Below are 22,070 nucleotides of genomic sequence, written 5' to 3'. Positions count from 1 at the left end.
CCCTCGGGGGCGCTTCCCGGGGCCCGGGTCAGTTCACGGCGGCCGGTCCGAGTGCCGGCGCGGCGGCCGTGACGGCCGTCCAGGGCGCGCGTTCGACGACCAGCCGGCGCAGCATGCGTGCCTGGCGGGGGGTGTTCCAGCCGAGTACGCCGACCACGCGGCCGTGGTGGCCGTAGGCCGCGGTGAACCGTCCGTCGGCCGGGGTGCCGTGGACGATCCGCGGCTCCGCGCCCTGCGGGAAGATGCCGTAGGCCTGGATCCGGGTGTCGTACTGGTCGGTCCAGAAGTAGGGGACGGGGGCGAACGGGACGGCGTCGCCGAGGAGGTTGCCGGCCGCCGCCATGGCCTGCTCGGTGGCGTTCATCCGGTGCTCCAGGCGCATGCGGGTGCCGAAGCGGGGGTGGGGCCAGGAGGCGACGTCGCCGGCGGCGTGGATCCCGGGCGCGGCCCGGCACAGCGCGTCGCACTCGACCCCGTCGCCCAGGCGGAGCCCGGAGCCCGCGAGCCAGTCGGTGGCGGGCGTGGAACCGAGGGCCAGGACGACGACGTCGGCCGGCAGTGTGCCGCCGTCGCCGAGTTCCACCGCCGTCACCCGGCCGCCCGCGCCGTGCAGCCGGCGCACCCCGACCCCGCAGCGCAGGCGGGTGCCGTGGTCGCGGTGCAGTGCGGCGACCAGTTCGCCGATCCGGTCCCCGAACGGGCGCCGTACCGGGAACGGTTGCGGCTCCACGACGGTCACCTCCAGGCCCATGGTCCGGGCAGCGGCGGCGACCTCGGTGCCGAGGAATCCGGCGCCCACCACGACCACTCTCGGCCCGGCGAGCAGTGCCGCCCGCAGGGCGAGTGCGTCGTCCAGGGTGCGCAGCACGTGGACCCCGGCCGGCTCGCTGTCGGGGAGCCGGCGGGGTGTCACACCGGTGGCGATGAGCAGACCGTCGAAGGGGACGTCTCCGCCGTCGCCCAGGCGCACCCGGCGGCCCGGGACGTCGAGGGCGACGGCGCGCTGCCCGAGCCGCAGATCGGCCTTCAGCGCGGCGAGGTCCTGCGGGGAGCGCAGGGTGACCTGTGCGGGCTCCCACGCTCCGGTCAGGATCTCCTTGGACAGCGGCGGGCGGTCGTACGGGGGACGGGACTCGTCCCCGATCAGGGTCAGGTGACCGGTCCAGCCGCGTCGGCGGAGGGTCTCGGCGGCGGTGAGTCCCGCGGCCGAGGCTCCCACGATGACGATCCGCTCCATCGGCCTCACTGCCCCTCCCCCTGGTCCCCGTGTCCGGCAGCCGTCTCGTCCGTCACCCAGATGACCCGGGCCGGGCACAGGGCGGCTGCCTGCCGGACCTCGTCCGCCAGGTTCTCGGGCGGGGTCTCGGTGAGCAGGACGACGATGCCGTCCTCCTCGCGCTGGTCGAACACCTCGGGCGCGCTCAGCACGCACTGTCCGGAGGCCACGCACTTGCTCTGGTCGACGATCACCTTCATGGGATGCTCCTTTCCCACACGGCGCTCGGCCGCGGTCACCAGGTGACGGGCAGTTCGTAGACGCCGTAGACGAGCCCGTCGTGCTTGAACGGGATCCGGTCGAAATCCACGGCCAGGCGCAGGCCCGGGACGCGGCGGTACAGGGTGGCGTAGACGACCTGCAGCTCGACCCGGGCCAGCGGCTGGCCGAGGCACTGGTGCACGCCGAAGGCGAAGGCGAGGTGGTGGCGGGGGTTGCGGGTGACGTCGAGCCGGCCTGGGTCGGGGAAGGCGTCCGGATCGCGGTTGCCGATGTCATTGGCGATGATGACGCCGTCGCCCGCGCGGATGGTGACTCCGCCGATCTCGATGTCCTCCCGGGCCACGCGGCGCCGTCCGCTGTGGGTGATGGTCAGGTAGCGCAGGAGTTCCTCGACCGCCGAGGCGATCAGCCGGGGGTCGTCGCTCTCGCGCACCAGGGCCAGCTGGTCGGGGTGGCGCAGCAGGGTCAGGGTGCCCAGGGCGATCATGTTGGCCGTCGTCTCGTGCCCGGCGATCAGCAGCAGCACGCCCATGTCGGCGGCCTCGCGCCGGGAGAGTTCACCGGCCCTGACCCGTTCGGCCAGGGTGGAGAGCAGGTCGTCGGCCGGGTGGGCGAGTCTGGCGCCGATCAGCCGCTCCAGGTACTCGGCCAGCCGCAGGACGGCCTCCCGCCCCTGCCGCGCCGTCGTGCTGCGCTTGACCAGGATCCTGCTGTTGGCCTGGAAGAAGTCATGGTCGGCGTAGGGGACGCCGAGCAGTTCGCAGATCACCAGCGACGGCACCGGCAGCGCGAACGCCTGGACCAGGTCCACCGGCTTCGGGCCGGCCAGCATGGTGTCGATCAGGCCGTCGGCGATCCGCTGGATCGGGGGACGCAGCGACTCCACGTTCTTGATGGAGAAGGCCCCGGTGACCATACGGCGCAGCCGGGCGTGGTCCGGATCGTCCATGGTGATGAAGGTGCGGGACAGCGTCCGGCGCTCCCGCTGGGCCGGGCCCGTGTGCGGGTAGTGCGCCTGGTCGCTGTCCGAGCTGATCCGCGGATCGGCCAGCAGCGAGCGCTGGTCCTCGTAGCGTGTGACCAGCCACGGGGTGCTGCCGTCCCACAGCCGCACCCGGCTGATCGGGGTCTCGTCCCGCAGGGTGCCGAGGGCCGGCGGCGGGTCGAAGGGGCAGCCGGTCGCCCGGGCCATGGGGTAGTCCGGTATCCGCGCCGAGGGGGCGCCGGTGCCGGGTGCCGACGTGGTGGTCATGGTTCTCCGCCCTTTCCGGAAGCTCGGACAGTGCGCGCGGGTACCGGGACCGGGGCCCGCCGCGCGGGGGGCGCGACGGGGCAGCGGGGCGGGTCCCGCCCGTGGGAGAAACCGTCGAAGAGCGCGGCCGGGAGGCCGGCCGGGCGGCTCAGGGAGCCGGTCTGTCGCCCGGGACGCGGGAGCGCGGGGCGGCCTGGACCATCCGCTGGACGATGGGCAGGGCCGTGTGCATGGCCTCGCCCAGTGCGCGGACGTCCTGCTCGGGCAGGGCGGCCAGCAGGTCGGCCACCCGGGCGCTCTGCGTGTGCCGGCGTTCGGCCAGCAGCTCGCGCCCGGCGTCCGAGATGCCGACGAGGCGGACGCGGCCGTCCTCGGGGTGTCCGACGCGTGACGCCAGGCCCTGGGCTTCCAGTCGCTGCACCAGCACGGTCATCGACGGCTGGGCGAGGCCCTCGGCCGCCGCCAGCGCCGTCAGCCGGACGGGTCCTTCCCGCTCCAGCCGGCTGAGCACCGCGGCGGTGGTCAGGCTCATTCCCTGCCGGTCCGACAGCAGGAACCTGACCAGTCCGGTGGCCAGCTCGTTGAGCGCCGCCGCGACCTCCTGGGGACTCTCTTCAGATGTCTCACCCATCTCCCACTCATATCACTCATCTATATAGATTGTCTATATAGATGAGGGGTGATGTGACCGGAGGCGGGTCCACAGGTGCCGGATCCCGGCTCGCGGCACCGCTCTTTGGCGGTCAGCTGCAATGCCCGGCCGTCCCCGGGTGTGGGACGCTCACCGTGTGGTGCGCTGCCTCATCGTCGACGACAGCCCCTGCTTCCTGTCCGCCGCTCGCTGTCTGCTGGAACGCGAGGGCGTGACCGTGGTGGGGGTCGCTTCGACGGGCGCCGAAGCCACCGAACGCGTCGCGGAGCTACGGCCGGACGTCGTCCTGATGGACGTCGAGCTGGGTCCGGAGAGCGGGGTCGAGGTGGCGGCCCGGCTCCACCGGCAGGCCGCGGGCGGAGCGCCGCGCACGATCCTGATCTCCGCGCGCGCGGACCAGGACTGCGCGCAGCTGGTCGCGGCCTCCTCGGCGATCGGGTTCCTGTGCAAGACCCGGCTGTCCGCGGCGGCGATCCGCGCCCTGCTCGACGGCGAACACGACGGCTGCCCCGGCGACGGGTGAGGCCCCGTGTCAGGGGGCCTGCAGAAAGGCCAGAACCGCTCGTACGCGCCGGTGGTCGTCGTCCGTCTCGGACAGGCCCAGCTTGCCGAGGATGCTGTGCACATGCTTCTCGACGGTGCCCTCGGTGACCCAGAGCCGGCGGGCGATGCCGACGTTGGACCGGCCCTCCGCCATCAGGGCCAGCACCTCACGCTCGCGCTCGCTGAGCACGTCGAGGGGGTTCTCCCGGCGTCGCACGGACACCAGCTCCTGGATGAGGGCGGGGTCCACGACGGATCCGCCCTTGGCGATCCGCCGCACCGCCTCCAGGAACTCCTCCACATCCGCGACCCGGCTCTTGAGCAGGTACCCGACCCGCCGGCCCCCCGCCAGCAGCTCCATGGCGTGCTCGACCTCGATGTGTGCGGACAGCACCAGGATCCCGACGTCCGGCAGTTCCCGGCGGATGACGCGGGCCGCCTCCAGTCCCTCGGTGGTGTTGGTCGGCGGCATGCGGATGTCGACCACCGCCAGGTCGGGGACCGTCTCCCGGGCGACGCTCAGCAGGGCGTGACCGTCCCCCGCCTGGCCCACGACGGACATCCCGGACCGTTCGAGCAGGCTGGCCAGGCCCTGGCGGAGCAGCACATCGTCGTCCGCAAGCACCACTCGCAACTGCGTCATACCGCGCCTTCCACCGTCCCGTGCGGCATGGCCGCTCTCCTGTGCGGCACGGCCGGCCTCCCGGTCCATGGCGGGGAGAGCCCGCCTGTCAGCAGGCTCTCACGGGCGTCGGCACCGGGGCGACCGCGCGAGGGGCCGACGGGGGCACCGCCCGCCGGGCGCGGCCCCCCGGCACGGCGTTCGGTGCCACACTTGATGAACGCACACTGCGCAGGCCAGGCAAGGGAAGCTACGCGATGAGCCATCGCGGGGTGAACGCACTGCGCCGGCACCGGCTGAACGGGCTGTTCGCCGGTACGGTGCTGGTGGCTGCGGTCACCGGTCTGCTGGACGCCCTCGATCCGTACGTCGTGCCCCTGCACCTGCTCTCGATGTACATGCTCCCGGTGATGGCCGTGGCGGTGGTCTGGGGCACCGCGCTCGCCGTCGTCGCCTCGGTGCTGAGCGTCACGGCCTACGCGTATCTGTTCGCCCGGCCGCACGGACTGGAGATCACCCACTCGCAGACCGTCGTCACACTGATCGCCTTCCTCCTCACGGCGACGGTCGTCGGCCAGCTGGCGGCCCGGCTGCGGCGCTCGGCTCTGCTGTCGGAGCGGCTTTCGCAGGAGCAGTCCGCATTGCGCGAGGTCGCTACGCTCATCGCGCGCTCCGCCCGGCCGATGACGGTGTTCGAGGCCGTCACCCGCGAGGCGGGCCAACTCGTCGGCGCCGATCTGGTCCGCGTGGAGCGGTACGAGGCCCACGGCGCCCTGCGCGGCGTCGCCGCCTGGTCCCGGTCGGGCGGGCCGGACGCGGCGGCGGTGGCCACCCCCTTCGCCCTCGACGGGCTGCGGGTCGCCCGTGAGGTCGGACGGACGTGCGACACGGTCCGCGTCGAGGGCCTCGCCCGCATCGAGGACGTGCGCCCGGCGGCACACGTCGCGGGCACGATTCCGGTCGGCGGGGCGGCGCGGACCCCGGGGGGCCGCTCGTCGGTCGGGTGCCCGATCGTCGTGGGCGGGCGCCTGTGGGGGGTGATCCTGGCCTGCAAGAGGAGCGACGCCCCCTTCCCGGCGAAGACCGAGTCGCAGATGGCCGCCTTCACCGACCTCGTCGCGATCGCCATCGAGAACGCCAGGGCCCACGCGGAGCTGAACGCCTCACGCGCGCGGATCGTCACCGCCGCCGACGGCGCGCGCCGCCGCATCGAACGCGATCTGCACGACGGCGTCCAGCAGCGGCTGGTCTCGCTGCTCCTGCTGCTCCGCAACACACAGGCGGCGGTTCCGCCGGATCTGGAGCGGCTCCACGCGGAACTCGACGACGTCGCCGCCGGGCTCTCGGACACCTGCGACGAACTCCGCGAGGTGGCGCGCGGCATCCACCCCGCGATCCTGGCGCAGGGCGGCCTCGCTCCCGCGCTCCGGGCGCTCGCCCGGCGCTCGGCCATCCCGGTCGATCTCGATGTCCAGGTCCTGGAGAGACTTCCCGAGCGGGTGGAGGTCAGCGCCTACTACGTCGTCTCCGAGGCGCTGACGAACGCGGTCAAACACGCCCAGGCCTCGGTCGTCACCGTCACCGTGGACGCCGAGTCCGAGGTGCTGCGGGTCCGGGTGCGGGACGACGGGGTCGGCGGGGCCAGTTTCGCCGCCGGCACGGGTCTCGTGGGCCTCAAGGACCGGGTGGAGGCGCTCGACGGCAGGATGTTCCTGGACAGCCCGAGGACCGCGGGGACCACGCTCCGCGCGGAGCTGCCGTTCACCCCGGCCCGGCACGCGGCCGACGGCTAGCGAGCCGGGGGGCCGGGCGCCGGGCCGGCCGGGCAGCGGAAGGGGCCGGCCCGAGGGCCGGCCCCTTGGGGCAGTGCGGTTGGCGTCACCAACCCCAGCTGCCGTAGTCGCCGTAGTCGCCGCCGTGGTCGTGGTCGTGGTCGTAACTGCTGTACCAGCCGTGGTCACCGTAGTCGTGGCCGCCGTAGCCGTAGTCGCCGTGACCGCCGTAGCCGCCGTCGTGACCGCCATAACCGCCGCCGTCGTGACCGCCGCCATAACCGCCGCCGCCGTGGCCGCCGCCGTAGCCACCGCCGCCGTGGCCGCCGCCACCGCCGCCATGGCCACCGCCGCCACCGCCGCCGTGACCGCGTGCGAAGTCGACCGAGGCGATGGAGTGACTGAGCTGGTGGTGGGCGTTCGCCGGCGCGGCGACGGCCGATGCCGTGGCGCCGCCCACGGCCAGAGCGAGACCCGCGACAGCTGCGAGGGGCCATGTGAACTTACGCATGTGAATCTCCTGGAGTGGTTCGAAGCTGAGAGCGCATCCACGACGCGCGGAACACGGGCCACCGCAGACGTTCGCCCGTTTTGTTCCCTTTAGACGTATTCCACGGTGCTCTCGCGGGAAGGCGCGGGACAACCAGGCGAGCGGGAAGCGGCTCTACCGGCCAGCGGTAATCGTCCGCCGCCTCGACGGCCTCGCCCCGGCGCCGTCCAACGGCACGGCACGGGCTCCGGGCCCGGCCGCCCGGGGCGTGCCGCACGACCGCTCCAGCGCGTCCTCGCACCGGCCCGGCCGCCGCGGGCCGGCTACTCGGCACCGCGGGGCGGAGCCACCCGGCCACCGGCCCCGCAGTGGTGTAGAACCGACCAATGATGATCAGTACGCACGGCTCTGCCGCCGGGTACGCATGGCTCTCCGAACGCCGACGGGCAGCGGTGAGCACGCTCGTCGCGGCCGGCGTGACGGCGGGCCTCCTCCTGGTCCGCGCGCTCGACGGCGGATCCGCGCTGATCTCCGCGGCGGACGTGGGCGTCCTGGTGCTGTTCGCCTATCTCTTCTGCTATCTCAGCGTCACCCTGATCGCCTTCTCGACCGCCTCTCCGGCCCAGATCCGCACCTGGGCCCGGCGCACGGCGCGGGGCACGGTGGTGCAGCGGTACGTCCTCGGGACCGCGCCGGGGCCCGGGGTGTCGATCTTCATCGCGGCGGCAGCGCTCGTGGTGCAGGTGGTGTGGCGCCCGGGGCACCTCGGTTCGGCGCTTCCGGTGGTGCTCCGGGTGGTGATGGCGTTCACCCTCGTCGTCGACGCGTGGGTCAGCGTGCTGGTGTCCTTCGCGGTCGCCTACCACGCCGACGATCTGGTGGAGAACCAGCGGGCGCTGCAGTTTCCCGGGGACGGCACCCCCGTCTGGTCCGACTACATGTACTTCGCCCTGTCGGTCATGACGACGTTCGGCACCACCGATGTGACCGTGGCCTCGCGCGCGATGCGGCGGACCGTGGCGGCCAACGCCGCCATCGCGTTCGTCTTCAACACCGTGACGGTGGCGAGTCTGGTGGGCGCCCTGGACAGCGGCTAGCGTCGGACGAGGCCGTGATGGCGGCCCGGGTTGACCACCGTGGACAGGCCGTTGAGCAACAGGCGGGTGCCGCCGCGCAGATGGGCGACGTCCTGGCTGCCGTCTCCGCTGGGCACGAGCCAGGTGAACTGCTCGGTCCAGGTCAGCCGGGAGCCGGCGGCGTCGTCGGCCAGTTCGACGGTGACGAGGGAGATCCAGCGGCGGCTGCCGTCGACCTCGGCCTCGTAGGCGTAGACGATCCGGGAGTCCGGGACGATGTCCAGGAACCGGGAGCGGTAGGCGAGGCGTTGCTCGATGTCCCCGGAGACGAAGACGTTGCGGGCGCTCTCGCCGCCGCCGACCCGGAAGTCCAGCGCGTGCTCGGCGGTGGAGGAGCCGCCCGGGAGGCGGAACCAGCGGCTCCGCAGGGAGGTTTCGGCGAAACCTCGGAAGACCTCCGCCCGCGTCACCGTGAAGTCCAGATCGACGGAGAACGTCCCGTGCAGAACGGGGGGTAACGGATCAGCGGCCGGGGAATCGCCCGACTCCACCCGCGTGAGGTGACCTGCGTCCATTGGCTCAACCTAACACGGGCCGCGGCGCCCGGCGGGGCACCGCGGCCCGTCCGGTCAGAGCCAGCCGTCCAGCGATTTCAGGAAGCCGTCGACGTCGTCGCGGTGGACGCAGTGGCCGGTGTCCGGGACGTACACCACCTCGAATCCGCGCCCGCGCAGCCGCTCGGCCAGTTCGTCGGGGACGAGGTGGTGGTCGCCGGCGCCCTGCACGAGCGAGGGCACTTCGGCCCGCGCCGGGATCAGGTCCCGGTCGCTGCGCAGCCATTCGATGGCCCGCACGTCCCAGCGGGCGTACCCGGCCAGCTCCGCCTCGATGTCCTCGGGCAGCCAGCGGGGGCACAGCTGACGGATGCTCTCGGCGGTGGCCACCTTGGTGGCCTGCGCGAACTCCCTCACCTCGTCGACCGATTTGGCGCCGAGCTTCCACGCGGGGTCGCTGTAGACGACCTTGGCCGGGCGCAGACCGGGGACCGCGAGGGCGAGGACGGGGGCGCCGAAGGAGTGGGCGAGGGCGAGGTCGACGCCCTCCGGGACCGACTCCACGAGGTCGGCCGCGAGGAGTTCGGGCGTGTACTCGTCGGCGTGCGGGCTGTCGCCGTGGCCGCGCAGGTCCGGCATCAGCACGCGGTAGCCGCGCTCGGCGATGAGCGGCGCCACGCGTCGCCAGGTGGCCGCCGACGACATCACGCCGTGGACGAGCAGCACCGTCCGGTCTCCGTCGCCGACCTCGTGCAGTGCGAGCTTCATGATCGGGGGTGTCCTTTCGAGGCGCGGTTGCGGTCACGGGATTGCCGTCATGGGGTGGCCGGAGCGGACCGGCCGACCGGCGTCCGCCCTCAGGCGTCGGCCGGTGTCACCAGCTCCAGCAGGGCCTTCGCGGCCAGCCGGTAGCCCATCGCGCCGAGGCCGACCACGATGCCGGAGGCCAGCGGGGCGATCACGGACTCGTGCCGGAACTGCTCGCGGGCCCACACATTGCTGAGGTGCACCTCGATCCAGGGCCGCGGATAGGCCGCGAGGGCGTCGCGCAGGCTCCAGCCGGCCATCATCAGAGCCCCGGGATTGACGATGGCACCGACGGTGTCGTCGTGGTGCCGGTGGATGTCACGCACCAGGTCGCCCTCCCCGTCGTGCTGGAGGGAGAGCACCTCCCAGCCCGCGCCGCTCACCTCGGCGGCCACGGCCTTCTCGATGTCGGCGAGGGTGTCGGTGCCGTAGATCTCCGGCTCCCGGCGGCCCAGGATGCCCAGATTGGGGCCGTTCAGCAGGAGCAGGGTGCCGCTCATGAGGTCACCTCGCTGTTCGGCGAGGCGGAGCGGCCCGAGTCGTCGTCCTTCAGGGCGAGTTCGGCCTCGGCGCGGTCCTCGGCACGCGCCATGGCGAGCCGGAGGACGGGCGGTGTCATCAGCGAGGTCACGATCGCGACCAGGACGATGATGGTGTACGAGTCGGTGTTCAGGACGCCCAGACGCAGCCCGGTCATCGCCACGACGACCTCCACCACACCGCGGCAGTTCATGCCCGCGCCGAGGGCGAGCGCCTCCCAGCGGTTGAGGCGGCTGAGCCGCGCGCCGAGGAAGGCGCCGGAGAACTTGCCGATGACGGCGACGGCGAGCACGGCGCAGGCCGCGGCGAGGATCTCCGGGTGGCGCAGGGCGGTGAGGTCCATCCGCAGCCCCGCGGTGGCGAAGAACAGCGGGGCCAGGAAGGCCAGCACGCAGGTCTTCAGCGGCTCCAGCTTCTCCCGGTCCAGGTCCTTGCTGGTGCCGACCAGCACACCGCAGACGAAGGCGCCGAAGATCGCCTCCAGCTTCATGGCCTGGGTGGCGGCGGCGCCGAACACGACCAGCACCACGACCGTCGTGATCGTGGCCGCGGAGCCCTCGCTCCGCGCCGCCCGGCGCAGCGCGGCGCCCACCAGCGGGCGGCCGATCAGCAGGGCGAACAGCACGACCCCGACCGGGTGGAGCACGGAGGTCGCGACGACGCCCGCGGTGAGTCCGGCGGTGGCCATCGCGGAGACCACGGACAGCAGGAACCAGCCGACGATGTCGTCCACCACACCCGCGGACAGGATCAGCTGGCCGATGTCCCGGTGCAGCAGTTTCATGTCGAGCAGTGTCTTGGCGATCACCGGAATGGCGGTGACGCACATCGCCACGCCGAGGAAGAAGGCGAAGACCTTGGCGTCGACGCCGGCCGGCATGAGGACGCCGCTCAGCGCGAAGCCGGTGGCGATCCCGAGGCCGAGCGGCAGCACGAGTCCGGCGATGCTGACCCGGGCCGCGGTGACGCCGCGTTTGCGGACGAGGCCGAAGTTCAGTTCGGCGCCGGTGACTCCGACGAGGAGCAGCACACCGAGCTGTCCGGTCGCGTCGAGCAGGTGCATCTGCTCCGGCTGCTGGGGCAGCAGCCAGCGGGAGAAGGCGGGCAGCACGTGCTGGAGCACGGACGGCCCGAGCAGCATGCCGGCGCACAGCTCGCCCACGACCGCCGGCATGCGGAAACGCTCGGCGAGCCGGCCCAGGACGAACGCGAGCAGCAGCAGGAAGGCTATCTGGAGGAGGAAGACCAGGAGTGAGTGCGGAGCCATGGTCGGCACCGGGTCGGCGAACGTCACGGGCTCTTCCCTCGTCGGAGCGGTCGATGGGGGTCAGCGGGCGGTGCCGGCGCCCTGACCGGCGAGGCTGCGCTTCAGCAGGGCGATGACCTCGGCGCTCCGCTCGACGTGGAAGAAGTGACCGCCCTGGAAGACCTGTACGTCGGTCGGCCCGGTGGTGTGCTCCTCCCAGGCGCGTGCCTCTTCCAGCGAGGTCCGCGGATCCGCGTCACCGGTGAGCACGGTCAGCGGGCAGTCGAGCCGTCGGTCGGGGTCGTGCCGGTAGTTCTCGATGGCGGTGTAGTCGCTGCGGATCGCCGGCAGGAACATCGCCAGTACCTCGGGGTCGGCCAGCACCGCCTGGTTGGGGCCGCTGAGCGTGCGCAGTTCGGCCAGGACCTGTTCGTCGGTCGCGGCGTGCACGCGCTCGTCGCGGTACCGGGAGGGCGCGCGCCGGCCGGAGGCGAACAGCCGTACCGGGGCGGGCAGTTGGGCCTGCCGCATGCGCAGGGCCACCTCGTAGGCGAGGACGGCGCCCATGCTGTGCCCGAACAGGGCCAGCGGCCGGTCGTCCAGGTGGCGCAGTGCCGCGAAGATCTGGTCGGCGTACTCCGGGATGTTGTCGATGCCGGGTTCCTGCCGGCGCATCTGACGGCCCGGGTACTGCACGGCCAGGACCTCGACGGCGGGCGTGAGGGCGGTGGCGACCGGGAAGAAGAAGCTCGCCGAGCCGCCGGCGTGCGGCAGGCAGACGAGCCGTACCGCGCTGTCCGGCCCGGGCCGGAAGACGCTGACCCACTTCTCGAACTGTGCCGTTGTTCCGGGCATGCCGAATGGCTCGCTTTCACGTCGGGGACTCAGCGTCTGGTACGGGACTCCGGCAGCGTAGGCCGGGGCCGTCCGGGGCCGGTATCCCTCAACCTGATAGCCCGCCGCGGATTCCGGCCGGAGCCGGGCACCGGGCCCGTACGCTCACCACGAGTCACCCGAGCAGGGCCCGTCCACCGGGCAGCACCGAGGGGGTTTCATGTCCGATGTGTCATCGAACGGCGTGCCGGCGGACGGCGGTTCACCGCGGCGGGGGCCGGCGACGGATGTGCTCGTCGTCGGGTACGGGCCCGTCGGGTCGGTGCTCTCCGTGCTGCTGGCCCAGCGCGGCTGGCGGGTGACCGTCCTGGAACGGCGCCGGCGGCCGTACACCCTGCCCCGGGCGACGAGTTTCGACGGGGAGACCGCCCGGCTGCTGGCCGGTACCGGGATCGGCGGGGAGCTGGGCCGGATCACCGAGCCGGGCACCGGCTACCGGTGGCGCACGGCGGACGGCGAGACGCTGCTGGACATCGCGTTCACCACCGAGGGCCCGTACGGCTGGCCCGACGCCAACACCATGCACCAGCCCGCGCTCGAGGAGCTGCTGGCCGCCCGCGCCGCACGGCTCCCGGGCATCACGGTGCTGCGGGACCGCCGGGTGGTCGACATCTCCGAGGGACCCGCGGGGGTGACGGTGACCGCCGAGGACGACGAGGGCACCGCCCAGACCTTCGAGGCGCGCTGGGTGGTCGGCTGCGACGGCGCGAACAGCTTCGTCCGGGAACGGATGGGCGTGTCCGTCACCGATCTCGGGTTCTCCTACGAGTGGCTGCTGTGCGACGTGGAGCTGCGCGAGCCGCGCGAGTTCGCGCCGACCAATGTGCAGCTGTGCGATCCGGCCCGGCCCACCACGCTGGTCGGGAGCGGGCCGGGGCACCGGCGCTGGGAGTTCATGCGGCTGCCGGGCGAGCGGGCCGCCGACCTGAACCGGGAGGAGACGGCGTGGCGGCTGCTGGCGCCGTACGGCGTCACCCCGGAGACCGCCCGGCTGCTGCGCAGCACCACGTACATCTTCCAGGCGCGGTGGACCGACGACTGGCGGGCCGGGCGGGTGCTGCTGGCCGGCGACGCGGCCCATCTGATGCCGCCGTTCGCCGGGCAGGGCATGTGCTCGGGGATACGGGACGTGACCGGTCTGGCGTGGCGGCTCGACCTGGTGCTGCGCGGCTCGGCCCCGGAGTCCCTGCTCGACACCTACACCGAGGAGCGCAAGGCCCAGGTGCGCGAGTCGATCCTGGCGTCGGTGCAGCTGGGTCGGCTGATCTGTGTGACGGATCCGGCGGCGGCCAAGGAGCGCGACGCCACGGTGCTGGCGAACCGGCGCGGGCGGGGCCCCGGCCGGCCCGATCCGGCGCGGCCGATCACCCGCGGGCTGCTGCACCTGCCGGAGGGCGCCGGTGCACAGACCCGGGTGCCGCCGGCCGGCGAGGTGCTGCCGCACGCCCGGCTGCACGGGCCGTCCGGCGCGGAGCCGCTGGAGGATCCGGTGGCCCGTGGTTTCGTCCTGTTCGCCGAGGCCGAGGCCGAGCTGGGCCTCACCGCGGACCGGCTGGCGTTCCTGCGGGACCTCGGCGCCGAGGTGGTCCGCCTGAGGCCGGCCGCCGGGTCGTACGACGGCGCGGACGGGGTGGTCGACGCGGTGGACGCCGACGGGGTGCTGCGCGGCTTCCTTGCCCGGTACGGCGCGACCGCGGTGCTGGTGCGTCCCGACTACCACGTCTTCGGCGCGGCGGCCGGCCCGGCCGCCACGACGGCACTCGTGGACGACCTGCGCGCACGGCTGACCGCACCGGCCCCGGCGACGGCGGGCCACACCGGCTGAACCGGGTGGGGCGGCCGGGTCGAGCGGAGCGGACGGAGCGGGCGCACCGGGCGGGCCGCTCCCCCGCCCCGGACGGGGCCGGGTCGCGTGGGGCACGGGGCGTGCGTCCGGGCGGTGGTGTCGGTGTTCGCCGGTGCGGGCGTCGCCGGCGGGGTGCGGGCCGTGGCGGGCGGTCAGAGGCGTCCGGCGAGGAGGAGGGCGCCCCGCAGGGACGACAGTCCGCCCAGACGGGCCGGGCCGAGGGGCGGTACGGGGTGGCCGGGGCGGCCGAGGGCTGCCAGACGGGCGGTGACGGCGTCCAGCAGGTCCGGGATGCCCGCGGCGAACCCGCCGCCGAGCAGGACGCGTTCGGGGTGCAGGAGTTCGCTGACTCCGGCGATCGCCGTCGCGAGGGCGCGGGCCGAGCGGTTCAGTGCCTCGACGGCCCAGGGCAGCCGGTCGCGCAGTCCGGTCCGCAGGTCGTCGAAGGCTACGGGGGAGCCGCGCAGCCGGGCGGCGTGGCCGAGGGTGGCCGGTCCGGACGCGGTGGCCTGGAGGCAGCCGCGCCGGCCGCAGACGCACTCGGGTCCGTCCTGGTCGACCACGAGGTGACCGATCTCGAACGAGCCCCGGCCGGGGCACGGGGCGCCGTCGAGCACGAATCCGCCGCCGACTCCGGTGCCGACGCCGATGTAGAGGAGATGGGGGCAGTCCGCCTCGTACGCCTCGGCCAGGGCACCGAGGTCGCCGTCGTCCGCCCAGGCCACGGCAGCGCCGGGGAACAGCTCGCGCAGGGCCGGGCCGAGGGCGAGGCCGGTCCACGCGGGGCGGCTGGGCCAGGCGGTGATCCGCTCGTCGGGGCCCACGGTGGCGGGCATGGCCACGCCGACGGCCCGTACGTCCGTGAGCGAGGGGAACGCCTTCAGGTGCGCGGCGAGATCGGCCAGGTCGCGGCCGGCGTCCCGGTGCGGGCCCCAGGTGAAGGACGACTCCTCGGTCCGGCCGTCGCCGTACCGGGCCCGGAAGGCGACCTTGGTGCCGCCGACGTCGACGCCGAGACGGCCCTGGGCGGCCCGCACGGTCAGTCGCCCGGTACGGAGGGGCACAGCGCGAGCAGATCGCCCGGCCGCCGCAGGACCGCGTCGGGCCCGGCGGCGAGCAGCTCCTCCTCGTCGGGGCCGACCCACAGGGCGGCGGCGGAGGCGACGCCGGCGTCCCGGGCGCTGGCCAGGTCGGTGGGCGCGTCGCCGACCATGATGGCCTGCTCGGGTTCCACGTCCAGCAGGTGCAGGGCGCGTCGCACGATGTCGGGCGCCGGCTTGGGCCTCGGCACCTCGTCGGAGCCGATGACGTGTGCGAAGAACGGCAGCAGGCCGAGCCCGTCGAGCAGCGAGCGGGCGCGGTCCCCGGCCTTGCCGGTGGCCACGGCCAGCCGCAGCCCGCGCACCCGCAGGGTCAGCAGGAGTTCGAGGACGCCGTCGAAGACCTCCACGCGGTGGGCGAGCCGGTAGCTCTCGCGGACGAAGGGCTCCTCCATCTCCGGCGGCAGCCCCATGATCCGCATGATGTCGGGGAAGTAGCGGCCCTGGTGGCGCACGTACTCCGCGAACGGGGCCGGGCCGTCGCCGACGACCTCCGCGTAGGCGACCGCGAAGGCCTCCCGCATGACCGGGAAGCTGTCGACGATCACCCCGTCCAGGTCGAAGACGACCGCCCGCCGGGGTTCCGTCAGGAGACCGGCCGGGACGACGGGCCGGTCGGTCGAGTGGACTGTCATGGGGTCCTCATCTGCTGGTGGTGTGCTGGTACACGGGCTCGCCCGGCCCCTCACCGGCGGCCCGGGCGGAGGCGTAGAGGCGCTCCATGAGCCGTACGGTGGTCCGGGCCTCGGTGACGGCCCGGCCCCGGCCTGCCGGGTCGGCGAGGAGGGCGGGCACGCCGTCCAGCTGCCGCCCGTACTCCGCGCCGACGGGTTCGGCGGGCACCGGCAGCCGGCGGGTGCCGCCCTCCCGGGTGAGGGTGAGGACGGACTCCGGCTGCCGGTTGGGGCTGAAGCCGAAGGTGCAGCGCAGTTCGGCGGTGCCGGCGCTGCCCTCGATCCGGATCAGGGAGAGGTCGCGCGCCTCGTGCGAGGCCCAGCTGGCCCGCAGGGACACGGAGACGCCGTCCTCGCGGAGCAGGAATCCGCGGGCGGTGTCCTCCACGTCGCCGGTGCGGGCGGCGGCCGGTTCCTCGCGGCGCCAGGCAGCGGACCACGCGCCGGCGTTGAGGAAGTCGTCCGAGGTGGCGCCCACGGCCTGGCGGACCGGGGACGGGCCGAGCAGCGCGGTCAGGGTGTCCACGAGGTGCCAGCCCAGGTCGACCAGGGCACCGCCGCCGGACTCGCTGCGCCGGGTGAACCAGCCGCCGGCCTGCGGTACGCCGCGGGCCCGCACCCAGGCCAGGTCGACGTGCCGGACCCGGCCGAGGTCGGGCAGCAGCCCGGCGAGTTCGCGTACGTCGGCGCGGTGCCGGGCGGCGCTGCCGGCCAGCAGTACGCCGCCGCCGTCGCGCTCGGCCGCCGCCAGGGTGTCGGCCTCGGCGCTGGACAGGCAGACCGGCTTCTCCAGGAAGACGGACACGCCACGGCCGAGGAGGCCGGCGGCGACGCCGGCGTGCAGATGGTTGGGGACGGCGACGACGGCCAGGTCGACCGCCGCGGCGTCGAGCGCGGCCGGTTCCGCGTGCGCGGGCGGACCGTCCGCGGCGCCGACGGCCGCCCGCACGGCGGGGTCCGGGTCGACGACGGCGACCAGGTCGAAGTCCGGGTGGGCCGCCAGCCGGGGCAGCCACAGCTCCCGCCCCGCCCAGCCGAGCCCCACCACGGCGGCCCGTACGCTCATATCGCGGCCACGGCGTCCGCGACGATCTCGGCCGTGATCTCCAGGTCCTGCTCACCGGCGAGCAGCACCCGGTGGTGCAGCCAGACGCAGTCGCTGCTGATGGCCTCGCTGTGGGGGCAGCGCTCGGCGATCTGCTCCACGGTCTCGTCGGGGGCGCCCGTCTCCCAGAAGGCGTCGGTGCGGTAGATCGCGCGGAACGCGGCGAACGCGGGCAGCCCGGCCTCGACCAGCCGGTCGACGAGGGCGTTGCGGTCCTCCTCGGAGATGCCGGGGAGGCGGAACATCGCCATGTAGTGCGTGTTCTGGTCGGCGCGGACGTCACCGCCCTGCGGCACGACTCCGTCGATGGCCCCGAGCAGCCGGGACAGCAGCGCCCAGCGCTTGTCGCGCAGTTCGGTCTGGGCCGGCAGGCGGCGCAGCTGGGCGCGGAGCACGGAGGCGGAGAACTCGTTGAGCCGCATGTTGGTGCCGGCGACCGCGTGCAGATAGCGGCGGTCGGTGCGCGGCCGGCCGCAGCTGTGCCGCAGGAACGCCGCCTCGTACAGGTCGCTCTCGGGGAACACGACCGCGCCGCCCTCGCCCGCGGTCATCAGTTTGCCGTTCTGGAAGGAGAACGCGGCGACCGAGCCCAGTTCGCCGACCCGCTTGCCCTGCCAGCGGGCGCCCTGGGCGTGGGCGGCGTCCTGCAGGATCGGCACGCCGGTGTCGGCGGAGAGCTTGCCGAGGGCGTCCATGTCGGCCATCAGGCCCGCCATGTGCACGGGCATGATCGCCTTGGTGCGCGGGGTGACGGCCGCGGCGGCGGCGGCGATGTCGATGTTGTACGTGTCCGGGTCGACGTCGACGGGGACGGCTACCGCGCCGATGCGCTGGGCGGCCTGCGACGAGGAGATGAAGGTGAAGGCCGGCACGATGACCTCGCTGCCCGGACCGACGCCCATGACCTGCAGGGCGAGTTCCAGGGCGTGGGTGCCGTTGGTGACGGCCAGGGCGTGCGGGGCGCCGTGGAAGTCGGCGAACTCACGCTCGAAGGAGTCGACTTCCTCCCCGCCCATGCGCCACCACTGGCCCTGTTCAAGGGCCCGGATCAGTCCGGTCCGCTCATCGTCGTCGTACTGCGGCCACTTCGGGAATTCCGGTGCCGGTCGCGCGTTCATGGTTCTCCAAATCTCCGTCGGGAACGTGCTGGGCGAGAGGAGCGGGCGAGGCGAGGAGGGCGGTACGCCGGTCCGGACGGTGCGCGCGATGCTGGCCGTCCTCAGACTAGGACGCGGTGTCCCGGCCCTCCCATCCCCCGGTCTGGTAGTCGGCCGCCGGCGGGTGCTGCCGGGCGGTGTGCGGGTGCCGGCCGGTCAGAGCGGCACCTGGGTGGTACGCACCGCGTTGGCCGTGAACAGCTCCGCGACGGCGAAGGCGAGTTCCATGGCCTGTTCGGCGTTGAGGCGGGGGTCGCAGGCGGTGCGGTAGCGGGCGGGCAGGTCCTTCTCGGACAGGCCGGACGCGCCGCCGACGCACTCCGTGACGTCCTCGCCGGTCGCCTCCAGGTGCAGGCCGCCGGGGTGGGTGCCGAGGGCGCGGTGCACCTCCAGGAAGCCGGTGATCTCGCCGAGGATGTGGTCGTAGTGCCGGGTCTTGTAACCGGTGTCCGTGGTGCGGGAGTTGCCGTGCATCGGGTCGCACTGCCAGATCACCTGGCGGCCGGAGGCGGTGACCTTCTCCACGATCGGCGGGAGCACCTCGCGGACCCGGTCGTGGCCCATCCGGCTGATCAGGGTGACCCGTCCGGGCACGCCGTGCGGGTCGAGACGGCGTACGTACTCCACGGCCTGTTCCGGTGTGGTGCCGGGGCCGATCTTCACACCGATGGGGTTGGCCAGCAGTTCCGCGAAGGCGATGTGCGCGCCGTCGGGGCGCCGGGTGCGCTCCCCGATCCACAGGAAGTGGGCGAGCCCGCTGGACAGTCGCGGTTCGGGGCCCTCGTCGTCGATCCACAGCAGGGTGCGTTCGTAGTCGAGGAGCAGGGCCTCGTGGCTGGTGTAGATGTCGCCGAGGCGTGGCGCGGGGGCGCCGATGCCGGACATGAAGCGCAGCCCGCGGCCGATCTCGGCGGCGCGTGCCCGGTGCCGGCTGCCGCCGGGCGCGGTGCCGACGAAGTGCCGGTTCTCCTCGTGCAGGGCGTGCGCGTCGGCGAGGTCGCCGTGGGCGAGCCGGCGGACGACGGCCATCGCCTCCCGGGCGTGGGCGTGGGCCCGCGCCATGCGTTCGGGGTCGGGGGTGCGGGCCGTGCGGGTGGCTTCGGCGGAGTTGACGATGTCGCCCCGGTAGACGGGCAGCCCGTGGGCGTCGACGGTGGCGGAGCGTGGCTTGGCGTACTGTCCGGCGGCGCGCGCCACCGTGACCACGGGCAGGCCGGCGGCGTGGGTGAGGACCAGCGCCATCCTGCGGAGCAGTCCGAGGTTGGCCCGCAGATGCGGTTCGGTGGTGTCGGCGAAGGTCTCCGCGCAGTCACCGGACTGCAGCAGGAGGGCCTCGCCGCGGGCGACGGCTCCGAGCCGGTCGAGCAGCCGCCGGGTCTCGGCGGGGGTGACGAGTGGTTCGCCTGCGGTCAGCCGGCGGACCACGGCCTGGGCCCGGGCCGGGTCGGGCCAGCCGGGCTGCTGTGCGGCGGGCCTGGCCAGGGCCGCTTCGAGCCGGCCGGCGAGGGTGCGCTCGACCGCTCGCCGCCGGGTCCGCCCCGGGGCGCCGGGCGGCCACCGTGGTGTGTACGTCATGTCACCGCCGCCTCCGTTCCCGCGGCCCCGGCGGGCCGGAGCGCGGCGGCCTGGCGCACGGCCTCGGTGGTGGTGCCGCCGGCGGAGACGGCGGCGGAGCGGGCCGGTCCGATCGGGGTCCGGCGCGTCGCGGTGGTCTCGGGCCGCCCCGCCGAGCGGGTGCCCGGCACCGGTGCGCGGACACCGCCGCCGCGCGCCCGGGACGGTGAGCCGGACAGGAACCTCGCCGCGGTGGAGGCCCCGTACGCCGCGTTCGTGCGGTGCTTCTCGGTGATCCCGGGCAGCGCGGGGTGCGCGCCGGGGCCGATGAGCACCTCGTAGGACCGGCCGCCGCAGCGCGCCGGGACTTGTGTGGTCACTTCCGTCTCACCTTGTTCGGTTGCGCGCGGACTCGGTCGGTCGCCCGGAGCCCGGCCGGCGGCTCACCGCGCGGCCGGGTCTGTGTGGCGGGCTGGCCCGGGCGGGCTACTGGCCCGCGGTCACCCGGCGGATGCGCGACTCGGCGCGCTCCTTGCGGTCCTGCTCGTCCAGGTGCGGGTAGGACGGGCAGCCGAAGACCCGCTGGAACGGCGAGAAGGTGTCCCATTCGGGACGCCGGCGCATCTCCTGGGCGACCGCGTTGTGCTCGCTCCAGAAGTCGCCGCCGATCAGCCGGATCATGTACCGCTCCAGCGCGTCGCGGTCGGTGGTGCGGCCGGCGTCGGCGGCGACCGAGACCAGCTCGCCGTCGTAGAAGGCGTGGATGAGCCGGATGTAGGTGTCGTAGCCGGTCTTGAAGAAGTTCTCGTACTCGCCGATCAGGCGGTCGGCGTCCTCCGGGTTCTTCAGGGCCTCGCCGATGGTCTCGGCGGCGCGGACCGCGGTGGCCGAGGCGACGAGGACACCGCCGGAGAACATGGGGTCGCCGAAGCAGCCGGCGTCGCCGACCATGACCCAGCCGGGCCCGGTGACGGTGTCGGCGTGGTAGCAGTAGTCGGTCTCGATCTTCAGGTCCATGATCGGGCGGGTGCCGGTCAGCCGGGAGGTGATCCGCGGCACCCGGGCGACGTGCTCCTCGAAGACCTTCTCCGGGGTGGAGGCGCGCAGCACGTCGCGGGGCATGACGGTGCCGACGCTGATGACGTCCTTGGACAGCGGGATGGCCCACACCCAGCCGTCGCCGTGCGCGCCGACCTGGATGTCGCCCTCGACACCGAGGTTGTGCTTCTCGTCCAGGCCCTCGTAGTGCCGGAACACCGCGACCATGCGCAGCTTCTCCAGCGTCTTGCGCAGCCCGAACTTGTTGGCGATGCGCCCGGCACGCCCGCTGGCGTCGATGACGTACCGGGAGCGGACCTCGTGCTCCTCGCCGTCCTTGGTGTAGCGGACGCCGACCATGCGGTCGCCCTCCATGAGCAGTTCGCCGACGGTGGCGCCGAGCTGCACCTGGGCGCCGGCCTTGCCGGCCTCCTCGACGAGCATGCCGTCGAACCTGGCCCGCTCGACCTGGAACGCCCGGTCGTAGCGGCCCTCGCCCTGCTTGGTGAAGTCGGCGCGGAAGACGCCGGAGAAGAACTTGGTCTCGGTGGGGTCGATGAACTCGCCCCCGAACTTCGGGACGTAGCCCTTGGTCTCCACCGCCTCCCGGATGCCGATGCGGTCGAACAGGCCCATCATGTACGGCAGCAGTGACTCGCCGATGTGGAAGCGCGGGAACTCGTCGCGCTCCAGGAGCACGACGGAGTGCCCCTGCTTGGCCAGCACGAAGGCGCTCACCGCGCCGGCCGGTCCCCCACCGATGACGACCACGTCGGCCGAGTTGTTCCCCATGGAATGTCTCTCCCTGCGTTCGCTGGTGACGTTGGGTTGGTTGGTCTGCCGCCGGGTCACGTGAGGTCGCCGGGGTCGAGGTCGCCGCTGAGGATCGCGGCGACGAGCCTGCGGTGTTCGTCCTCGTCGACGACGGTGCGGACGCGTTCGCGGCCGTCCCGGACGACCAGGTAGCGGTGGCCCTTGAGGACGGCCTGGCCGTTGTCGAACGTCCGGCCGCACAGGGTGCCCTGGCCGTCGTCGTCGCCGGCCGCCGTGGCGTGGTGGGCGCGGGCCCGGTCCTCCAGGTCCTTCCAGTCGTGCCACTGGCGGGGCTGCGGCCGGAACGTGTAGACGGTGCCCCACCGGGTGACGCGTCCGCGCCGCTGGAGGGCGATCGCGCCGTCGTCCTTGTGGACGAGCCGGTACTGGCAGCCGTACTGGGCCTGCACCTCGTCGCCGACGCGCAGCGGTTCGAGGTACGACGGTCCGGGGTAGCCGACGTCGACGAGCCATTCCTCGCCGTCCACGACGGCCCGGATGAACATGTGCTCGATCTCGGTGCCGAAGTTCTCCCGGCCCTCGGCGGTGCTGGCGGCGAGCAGGGTCACCTCGTAGCCCAGTGCGGACAGGAGCCGGTGGAAGAGCCGGTTGAGCTGGAAGCAGGTGCCGCCGAGGCCCTCCATGACGCCGGTGCGGAACACCTCGTCCTCGTCCACGTCCACGAGGTTCACGCCCTGGTCGAAGCCCTGTCCCGCGACGTTGTACGGGAGTGCCATCAGGTGCCGTTTGTGCAGGGTGCGCAGGGTGTCGAGGTCGGGCCGGGGTCTCGGCCCCGACCAGCCGATGCGGCGGAGGTAGGCATCCACGTCGAACATG

The 22,070-nt window shown here is 73.6% G+C and carries 23 protein-coding genes; 4 read left to right on the top strand and 19 right to left on the bottom strand.

Features of this window, described 5'->3' with window-relative positions:
- Positions 1–28 precede the first annotated feature (28 nt).
- The 4 genes from ACF073_RS39075 to ACF073_RS39060 all read right to left on the bottom strand — a co-directional run bounded on the left by ACF073_RS39075 (position 29) and on the right by ACF073_RS39060 (position 3,381).
- The gene (locus tag ACF073_RS39075; RefSeq protein WP_392076274.1) at positions 29–1,237 is read right to left on the bottom strand and encodes an NAD(P)/FAD-dependent oxidoreductase; all 1,209 of its coding nucleotides are present in this window, start codon (positions 1,235–1,237) and stop codon (positions 29–31) included.
- A 5-nt stretch (positions 1,238–1,242) separates the two neighbouring features.
- Entirely contained in the window at positions 1,243–1,476 is a 234-nt protein-coding gene (locus tag ACF073_RS39070) for a ferredoxin (protein WP_392076273.1), read from the bottom strand.
- A gap of 35 nt (positions 1,477–1,511) precedes the next feature.
- Positions 1,512–2,750: a cytochrome P450 gene (locus tag ACF073_RS39065; protein ID WP_392076272.1), complete on the bottom strand. Its 1,239-nt coding sequence runs from the start codon at positions 2,748–2,750 to the stop codon at positions 1,512–1,514.
- A 148-nt stretch (positions 2,751–2,898) separates the two neighbouring features.
- A complete protein-coding gene (locus ACF073_RS39060) occupies positions 2,899–3,381 on the bottom strand; it encodes a MarR family winged helix-turn-helix transcriptional regulator (protein WP_392076271.1) in 483 nt (160 codons plus the stop codon).
- Between the two features lie 157 nt (positions 3,382–3,538).
- On the opposite strand from ACF073_RS39060, the gene ACF073_RS39055 reads away from it, so the two are divergent.
- A complete protein-coding gene (locus ACF073_RS39055; RefSeq protein WP_392076270.1) occupies positions 3,539–3,925 on the top strand; it encodes a response regulator transcription factor in 387 nt (128 codons plus the stop codon).
- Between the two features lie 9 nt (positions 3,926–3,934).
- Here ACF073_RS39055 and ACF073_RS39050 read toward each other — a convergent pair whose 3' ends face one another.
- Positions 3,935–4,588, bottom strand: coding sequence for a response regulator (locus ACF073_RS39050; RefSeq protein WP_392076269.1), 654 nt, complete (start codon positions 4,586–4,588; stop codon positions 3,935–3,937).
- Positions 4,589–4,824: 236 nt separating this feature from the next.
- On the opposite strand from ACF073_RS39050, the gene ACF073_RS39045 reads away from it, so the two are divergent.
- On the top strand, positions 4,825–6,360 hold the full coding sequence (locus tag ACF073_RS39045; RefSeq protein ID WP_392076268.1) for a DUF4118 domain-containing protein: 1,536 nt from the start codon (positions 4,825–4,827) through the stop codon (positions 6,358–6,360).
- An 85-nt stretch (positions 6,361–6,445) separates the two neighbouring features.
- Here ACF073_RS39045 and ACF073_RS39040 read toward each other — a convergent pair whose 3' ends face one another.
- Positions 6,446–6,850 (bottom strand): hypothetical protein, encoded by a 405-nt coding sequence (locus ACF073_RS39040; protein WP_392076267.1) that lies wholly within the window; start codon positions 6,848–6,850, stop codon positions 6,446–6,448.
- A 365-nt stretch (positions 6,851–7,215) separates the two neighbouring features.
- On the opposite strand from ACF073_RS39040, the gene ACF073_RS39035 reads away from it, so the two are divergent.
- A complete protein-coding gene (locus tag ACF073_RS39035; RefSeq protein ID WP_392076266.1) occupies positions 7,216–7,926 on the top strand; it encodes a DUF1345 domain-containing protein in 711 nt (236 codons plus the stop codon).
- Here the strand turns inward: ACF073_RS39035 and ACF073_RS39030 are convergent.
- The 5 genes from ACF073_RS39030 to ACF073_RS39010 form a co-directional block, all read right to left on the bottom strand.
- Positions 7,923–8,480: an SRPBCC domain-containing protein gene (locus tag ACF073_RS39030; protein WP_392076265.1), complete on the bottom strand. Its 558-nt coding sequence runs from the start codon at positions 8,478–8,480 to the stop codon at positions 7,923–7,925. The genes ACF073_RS39035 and ACF073_RS39030 overlap by 4 nt on opposite strands.
- 54 nt (positions 8,481–8,534) lie before the next feature.
- On the bottom strand, positions 8,535–9,227 hold the full coding sequence (locus tag ACF073_RS39025; protein ID WP_392076264.1) for an alpha/beta fold hydrolase: 693 nt from the start codon (positions 9,225–9,227) through the stop codon (positions 8,535–8,537).
- An 89-nt stretch (positions 9,228–9,316) separates the two neighbouring features.
- On the bottom strand, positions 9,317–9,766 hold the full coding sequence (locus ACF073_RS39020; RefSeq protein ID WP_392076263.1) for a type II 3-dehydroquinate dehydratase: 450 nt from the start codon (positions 9,764–9,766) through the stop codon (positions 9,317–9,319).
- Complete coding sequence (locus ACF073_RS39015; RefSeq protein ID WP_392076262.1) at positions 9,763–11,100, bottom strand: cation:proton antiporter; 1,338 nt, start codon at positions 11,098–11,100, stop codon at positions 9,763–9,765. The genes ACF073_RS39020 and ACF073_RS39015 overlap by 4 nt, the downstream gene beginning before the upstream one ends.
- A 33-nt stretch (positions 11,101–11,133) precedes the next feature.
- Positions 11,134–11,907 (bottom strand): thioesterase II family protein, encoded by a 774-nt coding sequence (locus ACF073_RS39010; protein WP_392076261.1) that lies wholly within the window; start codon positions 11,905–11,907, stop codon positions 11,134–11,136.
- Between the two features lie 199 nt (positions 11,908–12,106).
- Here ACF073_RS39010 and ACF073_RS39005 point away from each other — a divergent pair, with 199 nt between their 5' ends.
- A complete protein-coding gene (locus ACF073_RS39005) occupies positions 12,107–13,771 on the top strand; it encodes a bifunctional 3-(3-hydroxy-phenyl)propionate/3-hydroxycinnamic acid hydroxylase (RefSeq protein WP_392076260.1) in 1,665 nt (554 codons plus the stop codon).
- 173 nt (positions 13,772–13,944) lie between these two features.
- Here ACF073_RS39005 and ACF073_RS39000 read toward each other — a convergent pair whose 3' ends face one another.
- The 8 genes from ACF073_RS39000 to ACF073_RS38965 all read right to left on the bottom strand — a co-directional run bounded on the left by ACF073_RS39000 (position 13,945) and on the right by ACF073_RS38965 (position 22,069).
- Entirely contained in the window at positions 13,945–14,856 is a 912-nt protein-coding gene (locus tag ACF073_RS39000; RefSeq protein ID WP_392076259.1) for an ROK family protein, read from the bottom strand.
- On the bottom strand, positions 14,832–15,527 hold the full coding sequence (locus tag ACF073_RS38995) for an HAD-IA family hydrolase (RefSeq protein ID WP_392076258.1): 696 nt from the start codon (positions 15,525–15,527) through the stop codon (positions 14,832–14,834). Before ACF073_RS38995 ends, ACF073_RS39000 begins: the two co-directional genes overlap by 25 nt.
- 7 nt (positions 15,528–15,534) lie before the next feature.
- Positions 15,535–16,632 carry a Gfo/Idh/MocA family protein gene (locus ACF073_RS38990; RefSeq protein ID WP_392076257.1) on the bottom strand — a complete coding sequence of 366 codons (1,098 nt, stop codon included), beginning with the start codon at positions 16,630–16,632 and terminating at the stop codon, positions 15,535–15,537.
- Complete coding sequence (gene rifK, locus ACF073_RS38985; RefSeq protein ID WP_392076256.1) at positions 16,629–17,789, bottom strand: 3-amino-5-hydroxybenzoate synthase; 1,161 nt, start codon at positions 17,787–17,789, stop codon at positions 16,629–16,631. Before rifK ends, ACF073_RS38990 begins: the two co-directional genes overlap by 4 nt.
- A 195-nt stretch (positions 17,790–17,984) precedes the next feature.
- Positions 17,985–19,403: a 3-deoxy-7-phosphoheptulonate synthase gene (locus ACF073_RS38980; protein WP_392076255.1), complete on the bottom strand. Its 1,419-nt coding sequence runs from the start codon at positions 19,401–19,403 to the stop codon at positions 17,985–17,987.
- Positions 19,400–19,762 carry a hypothetical protein gene (locus ACF073_RS38975; protein WP_392076254.1) on the bottom strand — a complete coding sequence of 121 codons (363 nt, stop codon included), beginning with the start codon at positions 19,760–19,762 and terminating at the stop codon, positions 19,400–19,402. The genes ACF073_RS38980 and ACF073_RS38975 overlap by 4 nt, the downstream gene beginning before the upstream one ends.
- Positions 19,763–19,868: 106 nt before the next feature.
- Complete coding sequence (locus ACF073_RS38970; protein WP_392076253.1) at positions 19,869–21,212, bottom strand: NAD(P)/FAD-dependent oxidoreductase; 1,344 nt, start codon at positions 21,210–21,212, stop codon at positions 19,869–19,871.
- A gap of 56 nt (positions 21,213–21,268) precedes the next feature.
- On the bottom strand, positions 21,269–22,069 hold the full coding sequence (locus ACF073_RS38965) for an arylamine N-acetyltransferase (RefSeq protein WP_392076252.1): 801 nt from the start codon (positions 22,067–22,069) through the stop codon (positions 21,269–21,271).
- Position 22,070: the final 1 nt, after the last annotated feature.

Origin of the sequence: Streptomyces sp. NPDC015171 (genome assembly GCF_043079545.1) — a bacterium.
In the GTDB taxonomy this organism is placed as follows: domain Bacteria; phylum Actinomycetota; class Actinomycetes; order Streptomycetales; family Streptomycetaceae; genus Streptomyces.
Note: the sequence above shows the minus strand (reverse complement) of the source record. Positions and strands in the feature narration are given on the sequence as shown.